General features: G+C 70.8%; 15 protein-coding genes and 1 riboswitch. Of the genes, 10 read left to right on the forward strand and 5 right to left on the reverse strand.

What is annotated here, in order from left to right; genetic code table 11:
* Nucleotides 1-12 precede the first annotated feature (12 nt).
* The gene (locus O7601_RS19680; RefSeq protein WP_210935797.1) at nucleotides 13-204 is read right to left on the reverse strand and encodes a DUF5703 family protein; all 192 of its coding nucleotides are present in this window, start codon (nucleotides 202-204) and stop codon (nucleotides 13-15) included.
* Nucleotides 205-259: 55 nt separating this feature from the next.
* Complete coding sequence (locus tag O7601_RS19685) at nucleotides 260-1,231, reverse strand: aldo/keto reductase (protein WP_281562565.1); 972 nt, start codon at nucleotides 1,229-1,231, stop codon at nucleotides 260-262.
* 139 nt (nucleotides 1,232-1,370) lie between these two features.
* Here O7601_RS19685 and O7601_RS19690 point away from each other — a divergent pair, with 139 nt between their 5' ends.
* The gene (locus O7601_RS19690) at nucleotides 1,371-2,423 is read left to right on the forward strand and encodes an LLM class F420-dependent oxidoreductase (protein ID WP_281562566.1); all 1,053 of its coding nucleotides are present in this window, start codon (nucleotides 1,371-1,373) and stop codon (nucleotides 2,421-2,423) included.
* Nucleotides 2,420-3,256, forward strand: a complete 837-nt coding sequence (locus O7601_RS19695; RefSeq protein ID WP_281562567.1) for an undecaprenyl-diphosphate phosphatase — start codon at nucleotides 2,420-2,422, stop codon at nucleotides 3,254-3,256. Before O7601_RS19690 ends, O7601_RS19695 begins: the two co-directional genes overlap by 4 nt.
* Before the next feature lie 289 nt (nucleotides 3,257-3,545).
* On the opposite strand, the gene O7601_RS19700 is transcribed toward O7601_RS19695, so the two are convergent.
* On the reverse strand, nucleotides 3,546-4,136 hold the full coding sequence (locus O7601_RS19700; RefSeq protein WP_281562568.1) for a hypothetical protein: 591 nt from the start codon (nucleotides 4,134-4,136) through the stop codon (nucleotides 3,546-3,548).
* A gap of 469 nt (nucleotides 4,137-4,605) precedes the next feature.
* Between O7601_RS19700 and O7601_RS19705 the strand changes: the two genes are divergently transcribed.
* The 4 genes from O7601_RS19705 to mshC all read left to right on the forward strand — a co-directional run bounded on the left by O7601_RS19705 (nucleotide 4,606) and on the right by mshC (nucleotide 8,186).
* The gene (locus tag O7601_RS19705; protein ID WP_281562569.1) at nucleotides 4,606-5,316 is read left to right on the forward strand and encodes a histidine phosphatase family protein; all 711 of its coding nucleotides are present in this window, start codon (nucleotides 4,606-4,608) and stop codon (nucleotides 5,314-5,316) included.
* Between the two features lie 118 nt (nucleotides 5,317-5,434).
* Nucleotides 5,435-6,016, forward strand: a complete 582-nt coding sequence (locus O7601_RS19710) for a DUF3090 domain-containing protein (RefSeq protein WP_281562570.1) — start codon at nucleotides 5,435-5,437, stop codon at nucleotides 6,014-6,016.
* Nucleotides 6,013-6,831: an SCO1664 family protein gene (locus O7601_RS19715; RefSeq protein WP_281562571.1), complete on the forward strand. Its 819-nt coding sequence runs from the start codon at nucleotides 6,013-6,015 to the stop codon at nucleotides 6,829-6,831. The genes O7601_RS19710 and O7601_RS19715 overlap by 4 nt, the downstream gene beginning before the upstream one ends.
* A 65-nt stretch (nucleotides 6,832-6,896) precedes the next feature.
* Entirely contained in the window at nucleotides 6,897-8,186 is a 1,290-nt protein-coding gene (mshC, locus tag O7601_RS19720) for a cysteine--1-D-myo-inosityl 2-amino-2-deoxy-alpha-D-glucopyranoside ligase (RefSeq protein WP_281562572.1), read from the forward strand.
* A 473-nt stretch (nucleotides 8,187-8,659) separates the two neighbouring features.
* On the opposite strand, the gene O7601_RS19725 is transcribed toward mshC, so the two are convergent.
* Nucleotides 8,660-9,451, reverse strand: a complete 792-nt coding sequence (locus tag O7601_RS19725) for a GntR family transcriptional regulator (RefSeq protein WP_281562573.1) — start codon at nucleotides 9,449-9,451, stop codon at nucleotides 8,660-8,662.
* Nucleotides 9,452-9,579: 128 nt separating this feature from the next.
* Nucleotides 9,580-10,449, reverse strand: a complete 870-nt coding sequence (locus O7601_RS19730; protein WP_093402074.1) for a PAC2 family protein — start codon at nucleotides 10,447-10,449, stop codon at nucleotides 9,580-9,582.
* Nucleotides 10,450-10,752: 303 nt separating this feature from the next.
* On the opposite strand from O7601_RS19730, the gene metH reads away from it, so the two are divergent.
* The 4 genes from metH (at nucleotide 10,753) to O7601_RS19750 (ending at nucleotide 16,234) form a co-directional block, all read left to right on the forward strand.
* Nucleotides 10,753-14,268 carry a methionine synthase gene (gene metH, locus O7601_RS19735; RefSeq protein ID WP_281562574.1) on the forward strand — a complete coding sequence of 1,172 codons (3,516 nt, stop codon included), beginning with the start codon at nucleotides 10,753-10,755 and terminating at the stop codon, nucleotides 14,266-14,268.
* 228 nt (nucleotides 14,269-14,496) lie between these two features.
* On the forward strand, nucleotides 14,497-15,639 hold the full coding sequence (locus tag O7601_RS19740) for a helix-turn-helix transcriptional regulator (RefSeq protein ID WP_281562575.1): 1,143 nt from the start codon (nucleotides 14,497-14,499) through the stop codon (nucleotides 15,637-15,639).
* A gap of 53 nt (nucleotides 15,640-15,692) precedes the next feature.
* Nucleotides 15,693-15,905: a hypothetical protein gene (locus tag O7601_RS19745; protein ID WP_281562576.1), complete on the forward strand. Its 213-nt coding sequence runs from the start codon at nucleotides 15,693-15,695 to the stop codon at nucleotides 15,903-15,905.
* Nucleotides 15,902-16,234, forward strand: coding sequence for a hypothetical protein (locus O7601_RS19750; RefSeq protein WP_281562577.1), 333 nt, complete (start codon nucleotides 15,902-15,904; stop codon nucleotides 16,232-16,234). Before O7601_RS19745 ends, O7601_RS19750 begins: the two co-directional genes overlap by 4 nt.
* A gap of 130 nt (nucleotides 16,235-16,364) precedes the next feature.
* Nucleotides 16,365-16,571: riboswitch (cobalamin riboswitch) on the forward strand.
* The last annotated feature ends 17 nt before the right edge of the window (nucleotides 16,572-16,588 follow it).

The following is a 16,588-nucleotide window of genomic DNA, read 5'->3' on the forward strand; positions in this document are numbered from 1 at the left end:
CACCGCCGCCGGTCAGTACGACAGGCCCGGCTGCGGCTGGTTGACTCGTCGGCGGCGCAGCACCACCTGCCGCGTACCGTCGCGGAACAGCCGAACCCGGGCCAGTTCCCAGCCGGAGTACTCCGCTTGAATCGCCAGCTGCGCCGCGGCGGTCAACCGATCGACGTTCGGCGGTAACCGCAGCGGCGCGTATTCGTAGTCCATGGGGCCTATGCTGCCCAGTTGGACCCCTGGAGCGCCACCCTTCACCTGGTGATGCTCAACCATCGCGTTCCGGATAGCCGACCTCCAGCGCCGAAACGTCGTCCAGCGCCGTGGTGATCTCGTCGGGCAGGGTCATCCGTTCCACCTGGAGTGCCCCGAGCAGCTGTCCCGAGGTGCGCGCGCCGAGGATCGGGGCGGTCACTCCCGGCCGATCCCGGATCCAGGCCAGCGCGACCTCCAGCGGGGAGACACCAAGGCCACTCGCGGCCGTGGCGACCGCCTCCACGATGCTGGAGCAGCGCGGCTCCAGGTAAGTGGCGACAAAACGCTCGAAATGCGGCGACACCGCCCGGGAGTCCGCCGGCCGGCCGTGCCGGTACTTGCCGGTCAGCACGCCACGACCAAGCGGGGACCAGGGCAGCACCCCCAACCCGAGTGCCTCGCAGGCGGGCAGCACCTCCCGCTCCACCCCCCGCTCCAGGAGTGAGTACTCCACCTGGGCGGCCACCACCGGTGCCCGCCCGGGCCACGCCGCCTGCCATGCCGCCGCCCGGGCGGTCTGCCAGCCGGAGAAGTTCGACACGCCGACGTAGCGGACCCGGCCACTGGCCACTGCATGATCAAGTGCCGCGAGGGTCTCCTCCAACGGGGTCTGCGGATCGTAGCCGTGCACCTGGAACAGGTCGACGTGGTCGGTGCCGAGCCGTCGCAGCGACGCGTCCAGCGTGCGCAGCAGGTGGCCTCGGGAGCCGTCCCGGCGTCGGCTGCCGCCCGGTCGGAGCCCCGCCTTCGTCGCGATCAACAATTCCTCACGGGGCACCAGGCTGCCCAGCAGCGAGCCGATCACCGACTCCGCGTCGCCGTCGCCGTACACGTCGGCGGTGTCGATCAGGTTGCCACCGGCGTCGAGGTAGCTCTTCAACTGCGCGGCCGCGTCGTCGGCGTCGGTGTCCCGGCCCCAGGTCATGGTGCCGAGCGCGAGCCGGGAAACCGCCAGCCCGCTGCGGCCGAGCGGTCGCTGCTGCATGGGTGAACCTTATTTCGAACCAGGGCCGGACGGATATCCTCGCTCCCGTCGAGTCTGCCCGCGAATCGGGGTGAGCCGGTGATCGTCCCGCCCACCGACACCGCGTAACCTGATGCGACTGCGGATGGGGGAGGACTCTGTGCGACTCGGGCTAAGCCTCGGATACCAGACAGCGTGGAGCACGCCGGCCGATCACCTGGCCCTGGCTCAGGAGGCGGACCGGCTCGGCTACTCGGTGGTGTGGGCCGCCGAGGCCTATGGTTCCGATTCGCCGAGCATGCTGGCCTGGATGGCCGGGCAGACCGAGCGAATCGACATCGGCAGCGCGGTGATGCAGATCCCCGCCCGGACGCCCGCGATGACCGCGATGACCGCGGCCACGATCGACTCGCTCTCCGGGGGACGGTTCCGGCTCGGCCTGGGGGTGTCCGGCCCGCAGGTCTCCGAGGGCTGGCACGGCGTCCGGTTCGGCAAGCCGCTGGCCCGCACCCGCGAGTACGTGGACATCGTCAAGCTGGCGGTGGGCCGCAAGGAGGTCGCCTACGACGGCGAGTTCTACACGCTGCCGCTGCCCGACGGCCCCGGCAAGGCGCTGCGGCTGGGCTTCCACCCGCCGCGCGAACACATCCCGATCTACCTGGCCGCGGTCGGCCCGAAGAACCTGGAACTGGCCGGTGAGATCGCCGACGGTTGGTTGGCCGTCTTCTACGCGCCCGAGTTCGCCCAGGAGCAGCTCGCGGCGGTGCGTGCCGGCCGGGCCAGGGCCGGCAAGGAACTGGCCGGCTTCGACGTGGTGCCGTCCGTGCCGGTCGTGGTCGGCGACGACCTGAACTCCTGCGCCGAACTGGTCCGCTGGTACGCGGCGCTGTACGTCGGCGGCATGGGCAGCCGCCAGCAGAACTTCTACAACCAACTGGCCACCCGGATGGGCTACGGCGACGCCGCCCGCGAGGTGCAGGAGCTGTACCTGGCCAAGCGGCAGCGCGACGCCGCCGCCGCCGTGCCGATGGAGTTCATCGACCGGACCTCGCTGCTCGGTCCCAAGGAGCGCATCGCCGAGCGGATGCGGGAGTACGCCGAGGCGGGAGTGAGCACCCTGTCGGTGACCCTCTTCGCCGCCGACCGTGACACGGGTGTGCAGACCCTGCGGACCGTCGCCGAGGCGCTGGACCTCTCGGGAGTCGGGGAGTGACCTGGATCGAAGCCATCGTCCTGGGCATCGTCCAGGGCCTGACCGAGTTCCTTCCGGTCAGCTCGTCGGGTCACCTGCGGATCACCTCTGCGATCTTCTTCGAACAGGACGCCGGAGCGTCCTTCACCGCGGTCACCCAGCTGGGCACCGAGGCGGCGGTGCTGCTGTACTTCGCGAAGGACATCTGGCGTATCGGCCGAACCTGGGTGGTCGGCATCTGGGACAAGTCCGTCCGTTCCAGCCTCGACTACCGGATGGGCTGGTACGTGATCATCGGCTCCATCCCGATCGGCCTCTTCGGCTTCCTCCTCAAGGACCAGATCCGGGAAACCGCCCGCAACCTGTGGGTGGTGGCCACCACCCTGATCGTGTTCGCCTTCGTGCTCGCCTTCGCCGAGTACTGGGGCCGGCAGACCCGTACGCTGCGGGACTTCCGGATGCGGGACGGCGTGGTGATGGGCTTCGCCCAGGCACTGGCGCTCATCCCCGGTGTGTCACGCTCAGGCGCGACACTCACCTTTGGTCTCTTCCTGAGCCTGACCCGGGAAACCGCTGCCCGCTACTCGTTCCTGCTGGCCATCCCGGCTGTGGTGATGTCCGGGGTGTTCAGCCTGGGTGACGTCTTCGAACCGGCGGCGCCCGGCACCTCGGTGCCCACCGTCGCGCAGATGGTCGTCGCCACGCTCATCGCGTTCGGTGTCGGCTACGCGGCCATCGCCTGGCTGTTGCGCTACGTCGCGCACCACACCCTGTACATCTTCGTGCTCTACCGGGTCGCGATCGGCACGCTCGTCCTGGCCCTGCTGCTCACCGGCACCATCAGCGCCACCTGAGCCTCTGCTCTGGGGTGTCCGGCTCTGGGGTGCTGGCTCTGGGGTGGTTGCGGTTGGGGCTGGGGGCGACCGTGCCCGGCTCCGGGCGGTCAGGCTTGATCCCTGCGCCGGGCACGGTCGCCCCCAGCCTGACCTGGTCCGCCTGCGCGCGAAGGTAGGCCAGCCGGCCCAGGATCCTGCTGTCTGCTGTTGCTGGATATGCCGCTGGCCGGCACCCGGGTATCGGGTGCCGGCCAGCGGTTCTTGCTCCCCCTGTGGAGGAATGTCTTCGGTTGTTGGCTGGTGGTGGTCAGCTGGTCCAGTGCTGGGCGACGAGGTCGGCGGCCTGCTGCTCCCACTGGGCGTAGTGGTCGGGGTAGGCCGACACCTGCACCGTCTGCGCGGCCTGGGTCAGGGGCATGTCCTGCCAGCCGTCGACCTGCTTGAGGGCCTTGAGGAAGGCCAGGGTCGAGTATTCGGGGTCGGTGATCTGCTCCACCGTGCCCCAGCCGCTTGAGGGGCGCTGCTGGAACAGGCCCTGCGAGTCGTGGTCGTTGCGGTCACCCAGGTGGCCCAGGTTCTCCAGCTTCGACTCCTGCAGCGCGGTCGCGATCGACACCACCGCGGCCCGCTCGTCCATACCGGCCTTCTTCGTCGCCGCGATGATCGCCTTCACATTACCGACCTGCTCATCATTCAGATCAACATGCGACTGGTTGGACGGGACGCCGTGCGGCAGCAGCTTGCTGGCGTCCGGCTTGTCAGCCTGGACGGCGGCGATGGGGGTGGTCGGGGTGGGCTCGTTGCTGGTGGTGGAGTGGTTGAGGGGGCCGGCCGCGAGGCCGGCGGCGGCGGTGAGGCCGGCGATGCCGAGGATGCTCTTGCGCAGCGTGGTGTTCATTGGTGGCTCCTTCGCGTCGGGGGTAGGCCCCGCCCACCGTCGAAAGGGGGTGGCGGGTGAGGCCGGGCGCGGTCGAGCGCCAGAAGACAGCGGAAAACATCGGCTCCAAGGGCGGGGCCGGGCGTTCAGGTTGGTCCGGGGTTACTTCCGGAGGCGCGGTGCGGGGGCACATCGCGCGCCGGGACCATGTTCAACGACCGGCCGGGGCGGGTCATTCCCGCAGGCCCAGGCCGGGGTGCCGGGGTGGGTACTACTTGATCAGCCACCGTATTCAACGCCGGCCCCCGGCCGATGATTCCATCCGATCAGCCGCCAGTGGCCGCCGAAAACCGGACACTGCGCCCGTCCGGTGCTTTTCACCCCAGATCGTTCGTCCCGGCAGTGGCGGACCGGTGGCGGATGTGGTTCCAGGTGGCCGGTCGGGGGATTTGGTACCGCCCCGACGGGTGTGAGGCGAGGGCCTAGGGTTGTGCGGGTGGCGACACTTCTGCTCCTGCGGCACGGACGCACCACCGCGAACGCCGACGGCGGCCTCGCCGGCCGGCAGCCCGTCGAGCTGGACGAGACCGGCCGCGCACAGGCCACCGCGGTTGGCGAACGCCTACGGGCGGTGCCGTTGACGGCCGTGGTGACCAGCCCGCTGATCCGGTGCCGGCAGACTCTGGAACTGGCGTTGCCCGAGGCGTCGCCGGTGGTGGACGACGGCCTGATCGAGTGCGGGTACGGCAGTTGGGAGGGTCAGCCACTGAAGAAGCTGGCCAAGGAGCCGCTCTGGCCGGTGGTGCAGCAGCATCCCAGCGCTGCCGTGTTTCCCGGCGGCGAGGCGATGGCGCAGATGGCGACCCGAGCGGTCGCGGCGGTAAGGGCCTGGGACGCGCGGCTGAGTGCCGAACACGGTCCGGAGGCGGTTTGGCTGGCATGCAGCCACGGGGATGTGATCAAGGCAATCGTCGCCGACGCGCTCGGCGTACATCTGGATCTTTTTCAGCGGATCGTGGTGGACCCGGCCTCGGTGACCGCGATCCGCTACACCCCGTTGCGGCCCTTCCTGGTACGCCTCAACGACGTCGGCGGCGACCTGGCCAGCCTGGTGCCGCCGCCGGGCAGGCGGCGTCGGCGGGCCCGCCGACCCGCAGACTCGGACGCCGCGGTCGGCGGTGGCGCGGGGGCGTCCCGGTGAGCCGCCCGACGCCGCATGCCGCCGCGCGTGCCGTGCGCGGGAGACACGGGATCGGCGGCGTCGCTCTTCGGGTCGGTGGGGTGCGCGCTGTGTGGGGCCGCCGGATAGGGTCGTGGGTATGACCCACCAGGTGCACGCCTTCGAGCCGCCGGAGCGGTTCGTCGCCGGGACCGTCGGGCCGCCGGGGGAGCGCACGTTCTTCCTCCAGGCGCGCGGCGGGGGCCGGCTGGTCAGCGTGGCGCTGGAGAAGGTCCAGGTCTCCCTGCTCGCCGAGAAGCTGGAGGAACTACTCACCGAGGCCCAGCGTCGGTTCGGCGTGGAACTGCCCGAGGCTGCTGCCGTCCCGGTCGGTGACAACGACCCGCTGGAGACACCTGTGGACGAGGAGTTCCGGGTCGGCACGCTGGGCCTGGCCTTCGACGCGGACAGCGCGACCGTGGTTATCGAGGCGATCGCGGTCGGCGAGGCGGAGACCGAGATCGAGCTTGGCGAGTCGGAGGAGGAGGAAGACCCCGACGATGTCGAGCCCGACGAGGATCTCGACCGGCTCCGGGTCCGGCTGACTCCTGAGGCGACCCGCGCGTTCATCGAACGGGCCCGGCGCGTGGTCAACGCCGGCCGGCCGCCGTGCCCGCTCTGCGGCCAGCCCCTCGACCCGGCCGGCCATCTCTGCCCCCGGAACAACGGCTACCACCGGTGACCTCGTCTGGCGTGGCACCCCGGCAGGACGGGGGTGCCGCGCTGCGTCTGTTGCGTGACGGTGAACTGACCGTCGAGGGACGGCTGGTCGACGCCTCGAACACCACCCTGCGTGGCGTGCTGAGCCTGGACGGGGCCTCGGCGCGGTGCGTGTACAAGCCGGTGCGCGGCGAGCGACCGCTGTGGGACTTCCCGGACGGCACCCTCGCCGGCCGTGAGGTGGCCGCCTACCTGGTCTCCGCCGCCACGGAATGGGATCTGGTACCGCCGACGGTGCTGCGGGACGGGCCGTTCGGTCCCGGTTCCTGCCAGCTGTGGATCGACGAGCCGTCCGACGCCGAGCCACTTGTGGGCTTCGTACCGGCCGACTCGGTGCCACCCCGCTGGTTCCCGATCGCGGCCGCCCGCGACGACGACGGCACCGCGTACGCCCTGGCCCACGCCGACGACCCGCGGCTGGCCCGACTCGCGGTGCTCGACGCGGTGATCAACAATGCGGACCGCAAGGGTGGCCACGTCCTGGTTGGCCCGGACGACCGGGTCTACGGGGTCGACCACGGGGTGAGCTTCCACGTGGAGGAGAAGCTGCGTACGGTGCTCTGGGGTTGGGCCGGAGGCTCGTTGCCGGACGACGCGGTCGAGATACTCGGCCGCCTGTCCCGTCAGCTCGCCGGCCCGCTCGGCGAGGACCTGGCCGAGCATCTCACCTTCGGTGAGATCGCCGAGCTGGCCACCCGGATCGACCGGCTGTGCGAGAGCCGTCGCTTTCCGCAGCCGTCCCAGGACTGGCCGGCGGTGCCCTGGCCGCCGATCTGAGCCTGTCGCGTTGATCACTCTCGGGCCGGCGTGACGTCGCCCAACGGCTGGCTAGGCTGACGGTCATGGAGTCTTGGGTAGGGCACGAGGTGCCGCGACTGCCGGGCCGGAGCGAGCCGTTGCGGTTGTTCGACTCGGCGCGGGAGAGTGTGCAGCCGAGCGACCCGGACGGCACCGCCACGATGTACGTCTGCGGCATCACCCCGTACGACGCCACCCACCTCGGTCACGCCGCCACCATGATCACCTTTGACATGGTGCAGCGGATGTGGCGCGACGCCGGCCACGAGGTCCGGTACGTGCAGAACGTCACCGACATCGACGACCCGCTGCTGGAACGGGCCGAACGCGACCGTGAGGACTGGAAGGTCCTGGCGATGCGGGAGACGGCACTGTTCCGGGAGGACATGGAGGCGTTGCGGATCATCCCGCCGGCCCACTACGTCGGCGCGGTGGAGTCGATCCCGGACATCGCCGAGAAGGTGCTGGTGCTGCTCAAGGACGGTGCCGCGTACCGTCTCGACGACGGTACCGGCGACGTCTACTTCGACATCTCGGCCGCGCCGAGCTTCGGCTACGAGTCCAACCTCTCCCGCGCGGAGATGCTGGAGATCTTCCCCGAGCGCGGCGGCGACCCGGACCGCGCCGGCAAGCGCGACCCGCTGGACCCGCTGCTCTGGCGCGGCGCCCGAGACGGCGAACCGTCCTGGCGGGGCGGAGACCTCGGCCCGGGCCGACCGGGCTGGCACATCGAGTGCGCGGTGATCGCCCTCGGCCTGCTCGGCTCCACCATCGACGTGCAGGGTGGCGGCAACGACCTGCTCTTCCCGCACCACGAGTGCTCCGCCGCGCACGCCGAGCGGTTGACCGGCGCGGCCCCGTTCGCCAGTCACTACGTGCACGCCGGCATGATCGGGCTGGACGGCGAGAAGATGTCCAAGTCCCGGGGCAACCTGGTCTTCGTCTCGCGGCTGCGCGCCGACCGGGTGGATCCGATGGCGGTCCGGCTGGCGCTGCTCTCCGGTCACTATCGCACCGACCGGTCCTGGACCGACGATCTGCTCACCGTCGCCGAGGAGCGGCTGCGCCGTTGGCGGCGCGCCGCCGCCGCCACGGCCGGGCCGTCCGGGTCAGCCTTCCTGGCCGGCGTACGCGAACGACTCACCGACGATCTCGACACCCTCGGTGCCCTGCGGCTGGCCGACGAGTGGGCCGAGCGGACCCTAGCCGGTTCCGGTTCCGGTTCCGGTTCCGGTTCCGGTTCCGGTGCCGGTGCCGCCGGTGCCGCCGACGACCCGGCCGCGCCGCGCCTCTTCGCCGACACCGTCGACGCCCTGCTCGGCATCCGCCTCTGACCCGAGCCGGCAACGTCTTCGGTCCCGCGCCGTGCCCCCTTCCGCGCCGTGCCCCCTCCCGCGCCGTGCCCCCTCCCGCCCGAGCGGACAACATCCCCGATGTTGCTGTCTCGGACGCCCGTGAGGGGACAACTTCGCCGATGTTGCTGTCTCGGACGCCGCAGGACAACGTCCCCGATCCTGTCCTTGTGGGCGCCCTGACCGGACGCCTTGAGACAGCAACTTCCCCGATGTTGCTGTCTCGGACGCCCGTGAGGGGACAACTTCGCCGATGTTGCTGTCTCGGACGCCGCAGGACAACGTCCCCGATCCTGTCCTTGTGGGCGCCCTGCCCGGACGCCTTGAGACAGCAACTTCCCCGATGTTGCTGTCTCGGACGCCCGTGAGGGGACAACATCGCTGATGTTGCTGCTTGCTGTTCCCCGTCGGGGTGCGGTCCCCATGGGAGGCGGACGTGGGGTGGTGGGGGTGGGTCAGCCGAGGACGAGGCCGGGGTCGGGGTCGGGCTCGGCGGTGGGTGCGGGGATCTGGTACTCCTCGGTCAGCGTGGTGACCGGGCCGGGCCAGGTGGCCTGGGCGACCTCGATGGGGCGGCGCTGCGGGTCGTACGCCACGTGCAGCAGGTGCAGCACCGGGGTGTCCGGCCGGATCTGGAGGATCTCCGACTCCTCGCGGCTCGGCTGGCGGGCGGTGATGGTGTCGGTGGCGGTCGCGTACCGGCGGCCGGTGGCTTCCTCTGCCTCCTGGTAGAGCGGGCGGCCGAACGCCTCTACCCGCTCCAGACTGGTGCCGGCCGTGTCGGTGGGCATGAACCAGGAGGCGCCCACCTCGACCGGTGAGTCCTCGGTACGGACGAGGTGGCGGCGGCACAGCAGCTCGGTGCCGTCGGGTACGCCGAACGCGTCGGCCACCTCGGGCGGCGCGGGGGAGCGGCCGACGGAGACGAGCTGCTGGCGATAGCGGGCCGCCAGGTCGGTGTGGTAGCCGCGGAAGCCGCCGTAGCGGCCTCGGGAGAGCCGGTTGAGTCGCCGCCGGGTGCCCCGCACGTACGTACCGGAGCCGGGTTTGGTGATCAGAATGCCCTCGACCCGCAGCTGGTCCACGGCGCGTTGGACGGTCTGCTTGGCCACCCCGAACATCTCGGCGATGGCCGGGATGGACGGCAGCCGTTCGCCCGGTGCCCAGTCGCCGCGCCGAATCTGGCTCTTGAGCTGCGCCGCGATCTGCCGGTGCGGAAATTCGGCCGCCCCCGGGTTGATCTGCATCCCGCCTCCTCATTTTCAGCTAGGTTCCTAGGATGCCGTACAGGTCGTTTGTGCCGCCACCCCGACACACACGACGAGACCCCGGGCCGACGAACGACCCGGGGTCTACAGAGCGAACGAAGGGAGGGCTACCAGGAACCGGCGGTGGGGCCGGCGGATCCGCCGCGGCGGCGCAGGTACTTCTCGAACTCCTGGGCGATCTCGTCCCCGGTCAACGGGGTGATGCCGGCGTCACCGACGCGTTCCTCCAGCTCGCGGACGTACTCGCCCAGCTCGGCGTCCTGCTCGGCGGCGCTGCGTACCCGCTGTTCCCACTCGGCGGCCTCCTCGGCCAGGTCGGCCATGGGCACCGGCAGGTCCAGCACCTCCTCGACCCGGTGCAGCAGGGCGAGGGTGGCCTTCGGGCAGGGCGGGTTGTTGGCGTAGTGCGGCACGTGGACCCAGAACGAGACGGCGTCGACCTCGGCGCGGGTGCAGGCGTCGTGCAGCACGCCCACGATGCCGGTCGGCCCGTCGTACCGGGTCGGGGTGAGCTGGTAGCGGCGCGCCGCGTCGGCGTCGGAGGCGCTGCCACTGATCGGCAGCGGCCGGGTGTACGGCACGTCGGCCAGCAGGGCGCCGAGCAGCACCACCCGCTCGACCTCCAGGCTGTGGCAGATCTCCAGCACCTGCTCGCAGAAGGTCCGCCACCGCATGCTCGGCTCGATGCCGCGGATCAGCACCACGTCCCGCTCGGTGCCGGCGGGGCTGGCGACCGTGAACCGGGTGGTCGGCCATTCCACCCGGCGGGTGGCGCCGTCGGACATGGCAATCGTGGGCCGGCTGACCTGGAAGTCGTAGAAGTCCTCCGGGTCCAACTCGGTGACGGGCCGGGCCTCCCACACCTGCTCCAGGTGCTCGACCGCCGCGGTGGATGCGTCCGCCGCGTCGTTCCACCCCTCGAAGGCGCAGATGGCGACCGGGGACCGCAGCACCGGCAGCCCGTCGAACTCGGTCACGCCGTCACCTCCTGCTCGTCACCGGCGGCCCGGGAGATGGTCCCGGTCGTCCGCCCACGGTGCGTGGCGGTGTCGCTGTAGTCCTTCACGTCAGTCAGCCTACGTGCCAGCCCCGGGCCCGGCCCGTCGGCCGCGCCGGATGGGGCGGGCGTCGGCACCGGAGTGGGAGTGCGCGGACACCGGCCGGCCGTCCACGGTGCTGGGCAATGGGCACCAAAACGGGCAACGTGATCCCGATGACACAATGTGGGATCGGACGGTACGCAGGGGTGTGGGCCCGGCCGACCGCACTAACCTGAGGTCGTGCGTACTTCGTTGCTCGACGCGTTGACCGACCGGATCCTCGTCACCGACGGGGCGATGGGCACGATGCTGCAGGCTGCGGACCTGACCCTGGACGACTTCGACGGTCTGGAGGGGTGCAACGAGATCCTCAACGTCACCCGTCCGGACGTCGTACGTGGGGTGCACGAGGCGTACCTGGCGGCGGGCGCGGACTGTGTGGAGACGAACACCTTCGGCGCGAACCTGCCCAACCTCGCCGAGTACGACATCCAGCACCGCATCCGCGAACTGTCGGCGGCCGGTGCCCGCATCGCCCGGGAGGCCGCCGACGCGTACTCGACGGCTGAGCGGCCCCGGTTCGTGCTCGGGTCCATCGGTCCCGGTACGAAGCTGCCCACCCTCGGGCACGCCACCTACGCCACGCTGCGCGACGCCTATCAGGCGAACGCCGCCGGGCTGATCGAGGGCGGCGCGGACGCCCTGATCGTGGAGACCTGCCAGGACCTGCTTCAGGTCAAGGCTGCGGTCATCGGCTCGCAGCGGGCGATGACCGAGTTGGGTCGCAGGATCCCGCTGATCTGTCACGTCACCGTGGAGACCACTGGCACCATGCTGCTTGGCAGCGAGATCGGTGCCGCGCTGACCGCGATCGAGCCGCTCGGGGTCGACCTGATCGGCCTGAACTGCGCCACCGGTCCGGCCGAGATGAGCGAGCATCTGCGCTACCTCTCGCAGCACGCCCGGGTGCCGCTGTCGGTGATGCCTAACGCGGGCCTGCCGCAGCTCTCCGCGGATGGCGCGGTCTACCCGCTGACCCCGGTGGAGCTGGCCGACGCCATGGAACGCTTCGTCACCGAGTACGGCGTCTCCCTGGTCGGAGGCTGTTGCGGCACCACCCCGGAGCACATCCGGGTGCTCGCCGAACGGCTGGGCGGGGCCCGGCCGGTGGCCCGTGAGCCGGGTACCGATCCGGGTGTCTCCTCGATCTACCACCACGTGCCGTTCGCGCAGGACGCCAGCGTGCTGATGGTGGGGGAGCGGACCAACGCCAACGGCTCCAAGGCGTTCCGGGAGGCGATGCTCGCCGCCGACTGGCAGTCCTGTGTGGAGATCGCCCGAGGTCAGGCCCGCGACGGTTCGCACCTGCTGGACCTCTGCATCGACTATGTCGGCCGGGACGGCACCACCGACATGCGTGAGCTGGCCGGCCGGTTCGCCACCGCCTCCACGTTGCCGATCATGTTGGACTCGACCGAGCCGGCGGTGATCGAGGCCGGCCTGGAGATGCTCGGTGGCCGGTGCGTGGTCAACTCGGTCAACTTCGAGGACGGCGACGGCCCCGACTCCCGGTACGCGCGGGTGATGCCGGTGGTCGCCGAGCACGGCGCCGCCGTGGTCGCGCTGCTCATCGACGAGGAGGGGCAGGCCCGCACGGCGGAGTGGAAGGTACGGGTGGCCGAGCGGCTGATCGAGGATCTCACCGGTCGGTGGGGGATGCACCGCTCGGACATCCTCATCGACGCGCTGACCTTCCCGATCGCCACGGGTCAGGAGGAGACCCGCCGCGACGGCATCGAGACCATCGAGGCGATCCGGGAGATCGCCCGTCGCTGGCCCGGGGTGAACTTCACCCTGGGCATCTCGAACGTCTCGTTCGGACTGAACCCGGCGGCCCGGCAGGTGCTCAACTCGGTCTTCCTGCACGAGTGCGTGCAGGCCGGGCTCACCTCGGCGATCGTGCACGCCAGCAAGATCCTGCCGATGTCGAAGATTCCCGACGAACAGCGCGAGATCGCCCTCGACCTGGTCTACGACCGGCGGCGTGAGGGCTACGACCCGGTGCAGCGGTTCATCGAGGTCTTCGAGGGCGTGGACGCCGCCTCGGCGCGTGCCACCCGGGCCGAGGAGTTGGCGGCCCTGCCGCTCAACGAGCGGCTCAAGCGGCGGATCATCGACGGCGAGCGCAACGGCCTGGAAGCCGACCTCGACGCGGCGATGGCGGCCGGCACCGCTCCGCTGCTCATCATCAACGACATCCTGCTGGACGGCATGAGGGTCGTCGGTGAGCTGTTCGGCTCCGGTCAGATGCAGCTGCCGTTCGTGCTTCAGTCGGCCGAGGTGATGAAGACCGCTGTGGCGTACCTCGAACCGCACATGGAGAAGGCCGACGACGGCGGCAAGGGCCGCATCGTGCTCGCGACCGTCAAGGGCGACGTGCACGACATCGGCAAGAACCTGGTCGACATCATCCTGTCGAACAACGGCTACGAGGTGGTGAACATCGGCATCAAGCAGCCGATCTCCGCCATCCTCGACGCCGCCGAGCAGCACCGCGCCGACGCCATCGGGATGTCGGGCCTGCTGGTCAAGAGCACCGTCATCATGAAGGAGAACCTGGTCGAGATGGCGTCGCGCGGGGTCGCGGAGCGCTGGCCGGTCCTGCTCGGCGGCGCGGCGCTGACCCGGGCGTACGTCGAGGACGACCTGCGGTCGATGTTCCCCGGCCAGGTGCACTACGCCCGCGACGCCTTCGAGGGGCTGTCCCTGATGGACCGGGTGATGGCCGCGAAGCGCGGCGGTGCCCCGGTGGTGGACGCCGAGCGGGAGGCGGCCCTCGCGGCCCGGCGGGCCCGCCGGGAACGGCAGCGCGCGGTCGTCGCCGAGTCGCTGCCGGAGTTGCACGACACCTCGGTACGCTCCGACGTCGCGGTCGGCGTTCCGGTGCCGGTCGCACCGTTCCACGGCACCCGGGTGGTCAAGGGGGTGCCGTTGGCCGACTACGCGGCGCTGCTGGATGAGCGGGCCACTTTCATGGGCCAGTGGGGGCTGCGCGGTGCGCGCGGCGGCAAGGGCCCGTCGTACGAGGAACTTGTGGAGACCGAGGGTCGGCCGAGGCTGCGTTACTGGCTGGACCGGCTGATCGCCGACCAGGTGTTGGAGGCGGCCGTGGTGTACGGCTACTTCCCGGCCTACTCGGAGGGCAACGACCTGGTCGTCCTGGACGAGAACGGGCACGCCGAGCGGGCCCGATTCACGTTCCCCCGGCAGCGGCAGGAGCGCCGGCTCTGCCTGGCCGACTTCTTCCGCCCGCGCGGCGACGACCTGGACGTGGTCGCGTTGCAGCTGGTCACCGTCGGCCAGCCGGTCAGCGAGTACGCGGCGAAGCTGTTCGCCCGCAACGAGTACCGCGACTACCTGGAGGTGCACGGGCTGTCGGTGCAGCTCACCGAGGCCCTCGCCGAGTACTGGCACAAGCGGGTCCGGGCCGAGCTGCGGCTGCCCGACGGCCGTACCGTCGCCGACGACGACCCGGCCGACCTGGCCGGCCTGCTGCGCACCGACTACCGGGGTTGCCGGTACGCCTTCGGCTACCCGGCCTGCCCCGACCTGGAGGACCGGGCGAAGATCGTGGAGCTGCTCGGTGCCGAACGGATCGGGGTGCAGCTGTCGGAGGAGTTCCAGCTGATGCCGGAGCAGGCCACCGACGCCATCGTCGTCCACCACCCCGAGGCCAGCTACTTCAACGCCAAGTAGCCGTACAGGACAGCCGGGCCGGCCAGGAGCAGACTCTGTTGCGGTCGGCCTCCACCGCCGACATCATCCGTTCTGCCGGGGCGGATGGGTGGTGTCGCCTCGCCGGCATGGCCCGGTCGCGTGTCGGCCGCTGTCGTGGCGTGCCGCTGCTGAGTAATGTCGACTGTGGCGGCCCGCCGGTATTGAGGACGGTTGGCCAGCCGTGGTCCTCCACGCGGGAGCAACACCATGCCACCACGCGCACCCACCATCGTCGACCCGCGATTCCCAGCTGAGCTGGCCCGGCTACGCCGTGAGCGTGGCCTGTCGCTGCGCCAGCTGGCCGCAGCGGTGAGCCATGGCAAGAGCGTCATTCATCAGCTGGAGACAGGGCAGACCCGCCCAGCCGTCGACGTCGCCGTCCGCCTCGATGACGCGCTGGCCGCCGGTGGTGCGCTCGCCGCCATGGTCGTTGACGTTCCCGACGGCGACCGGCGGGCTGCCTACGTCGCCGCGCATCCGGGCCGTGTAGATCTGGCCGGGGTTCGCATCCTGGGCGACGTGCTCGCCGGATACCGGCGGCTGGAGGACTCCATCGGCGCCGCAGCCGTCCTACCGCCCGTACGCGTCCAACTCGACACGATCGTGTCGCTGCTGCGCGAGGCTGGCCACCAGGTGCGGCCGGCGGTGGTCGACATGGCTGCGCAATGGGCGCAGTTCGCCGGTTGGCTCGGTATCGCCAACGGTGACGACCGAACCGCCCGCGTGTGGCTGGATCGCAGTCTGCAGTGGTCCACAGAGGCCAGCAACGCCGACCTGACGGCGACCGTGCTGTCCTTCCAGGGGCACCGGGCGGAGGGCCGCGGCGACCTGCCAGCGATGATCGGGCTGTCCCGGGCCGCCCGGGATGATCCACGAGCCAACACGGCGTTGCGCGCGTACTCCGCCGGCCAGGAGGCGCGTGGGCTGGCCATGGCTGGGGCGTGCCCGACCGACGTGCGGCAGATGCTCACGCAAGCCGCCGACCTGGCCACCGAGGCGGCAGAGACGCCACTGCCCGCGTGGGGATACTGGTACACCCCGGCCTTCTACGCGGTACAGCAGGGCATCGTGTGGCGGTACTTGGGCGATCGTGACGCGCGGGCCAACGACCGGGCCGTCGAGCTGTTGACCGCAGGCACAACGGGGGTGGACGAGACGGCCGAGAGCGCCGACTGGCACGGCGGGCACCTCGTGCACCTGGCCATCGCCCACGGCCGGGCCGGGGACAGTGGCTCGGCGCAGCGGGTGCTGGAGGAGGCACGGTCCATCGCGGTGTCAACGGCCTCACGACGCCTGGCCGGACAGGTTGACGCAGCTGTCCGCGACTTGGGTCTGTCCGTCAACCCGTAGCGGACACCAAGCCTCTGACCTGGGCACACGCCGTCATCGCACGCTGTTTGTGGGTGGCGGTGGTGTTCCCCCGTGCAGCGCCGTCAGCCCCTTACGACCTGGCGGAGGTGGCGGCGGTGGGCGTGTGGCGCAGATTTCGGTGGTGGCTGCGGCGGCGGTCCGTGCCGCCGGTCGGCACCGGGCAACGGTGGCAGGAAATCGAGCAGGACGCGGCCCGGCGACGCCTGCTCGATCAGGCGCGGCGTAACGCGCGGTGGCCGGCATGACCGGGCGACCCGTGCGCTACCGCGACGCTATGGCCGCTGAGGCGATCCGGATCGGCCGCGCTGTCGACGCCCTGCCCGGCCGCCTCTGCGACCAACACCTACCGCGCCGGCCGCAGTGGACGTGCGGCACCTGCGACGGCGAACCGGTATGGCCGTGCGCTCCGGCGCGGGTACGGCTCGGTGAGGCGTACGGCCGGGATCGCATCGGGCTGTCGATGTACGTGGGCGCGCTGCTCACGGCCGCGCTGGATGACATGCCGGCCGCCGATCCGGGCGAACTCACCACCCGGTTCACCGCCTGGACGCGGTGCTCCTGCGGGCCGCCGTAGTATGCCGCCGTTTCCTCAGCGTGGCGTTCCGGTAGGCGACTTCGGTGAGTTGTTCGGAGCTGCGTGTGACATCCGTTGTGAGACACGCCGACACACCATCTGGTGTCTTGCGTTCGCGGGCCGCCCATATATGGTGTCACTCGTAGCTGGTTCGGGCGCCCATCCGGGGCGGTCGAGGCAAGAGGGAACCTGGTGGAAATCCGGGGCTGCCCCGCAGCGGTGAGTGGGAACGACAGCCGTCACACAGCACTGGGTTCCGGCCTGGGAAGCGACGGCCAGTAGGAGCGCGAGAGCACGCCCACGAGTCCGAAGACCTGCCAGCACGCCGCCCGCACTCGTGGGCGGCGGCCGCAG

It is taken from the genome of Verrucosispora sp. WMMD573, from assembly GCF_027497175.1.
In the GTDB taxonomy this organism is placed as follows: Bacteria; Actinomycetota; Actinomycetes; order Mycobacteriales; family Micromonosporaceae; genus Micromonospora.

Bases quoted from the DNA above. Each gene is read 5' to 3' on its own strand.
- O7601_RS19680 (WP_210935797.1), bottom strand. From the start codon at position 204: ATGGACTACGAATACGCGCCGCTGCGGTTACCGCCGAACGTCGATCGG.
- O7601_RS19685 (WP_281562565.1), bottom strand. From the start codon at position 1,231: ATGCAGCAGCGACCGCTCGGCCGCAGCGGGCTGGCGGTTTCCCGGCTC.
- O7601_RS19700 (WP_281562568.1), bottom strand. From the start codon at position 4,136: ATGAACACCACGCTGCGCAAGAGCATCCTCGGCATCGCCGGCCTCACC.
- O7601_RS19710 (WP_281562570.1), top strand. From the start codon at position 5,435: ATGACCCACCAGGTGCACGCCTTCGAGCCGCCGGAGCGGTTCGTCGCC.
- mshC (WP_281562572.1), top strand. From the start codon at position 6,897: ATGGAGTCTTGGGTAGGGCACGAGGTGCCGCGACTGCCGGGCCGGAGC.
- O7601_RS19725 (WP_281562573.1), bottom strand. From the start codon at position 9,451: ATGCAGATCAACCCGGGGGCGGCCGAATTTCCGCACCGGCAGATCGCG.
- O7601_RS19740 (WP_281562575.1), top strand. From the start codon at position 14,497: ATGCCACCACGCGCACCCACCATCGTCGACCCGCGATTCCCAGCTGAG.
- O7601_RS19750 (WP_281562577.1), top strand. From the start codon at position 15,902: ATGACCGGGCGACCCGTGCGCTACCGCGACGCTATGGCCGCTGAGGCG.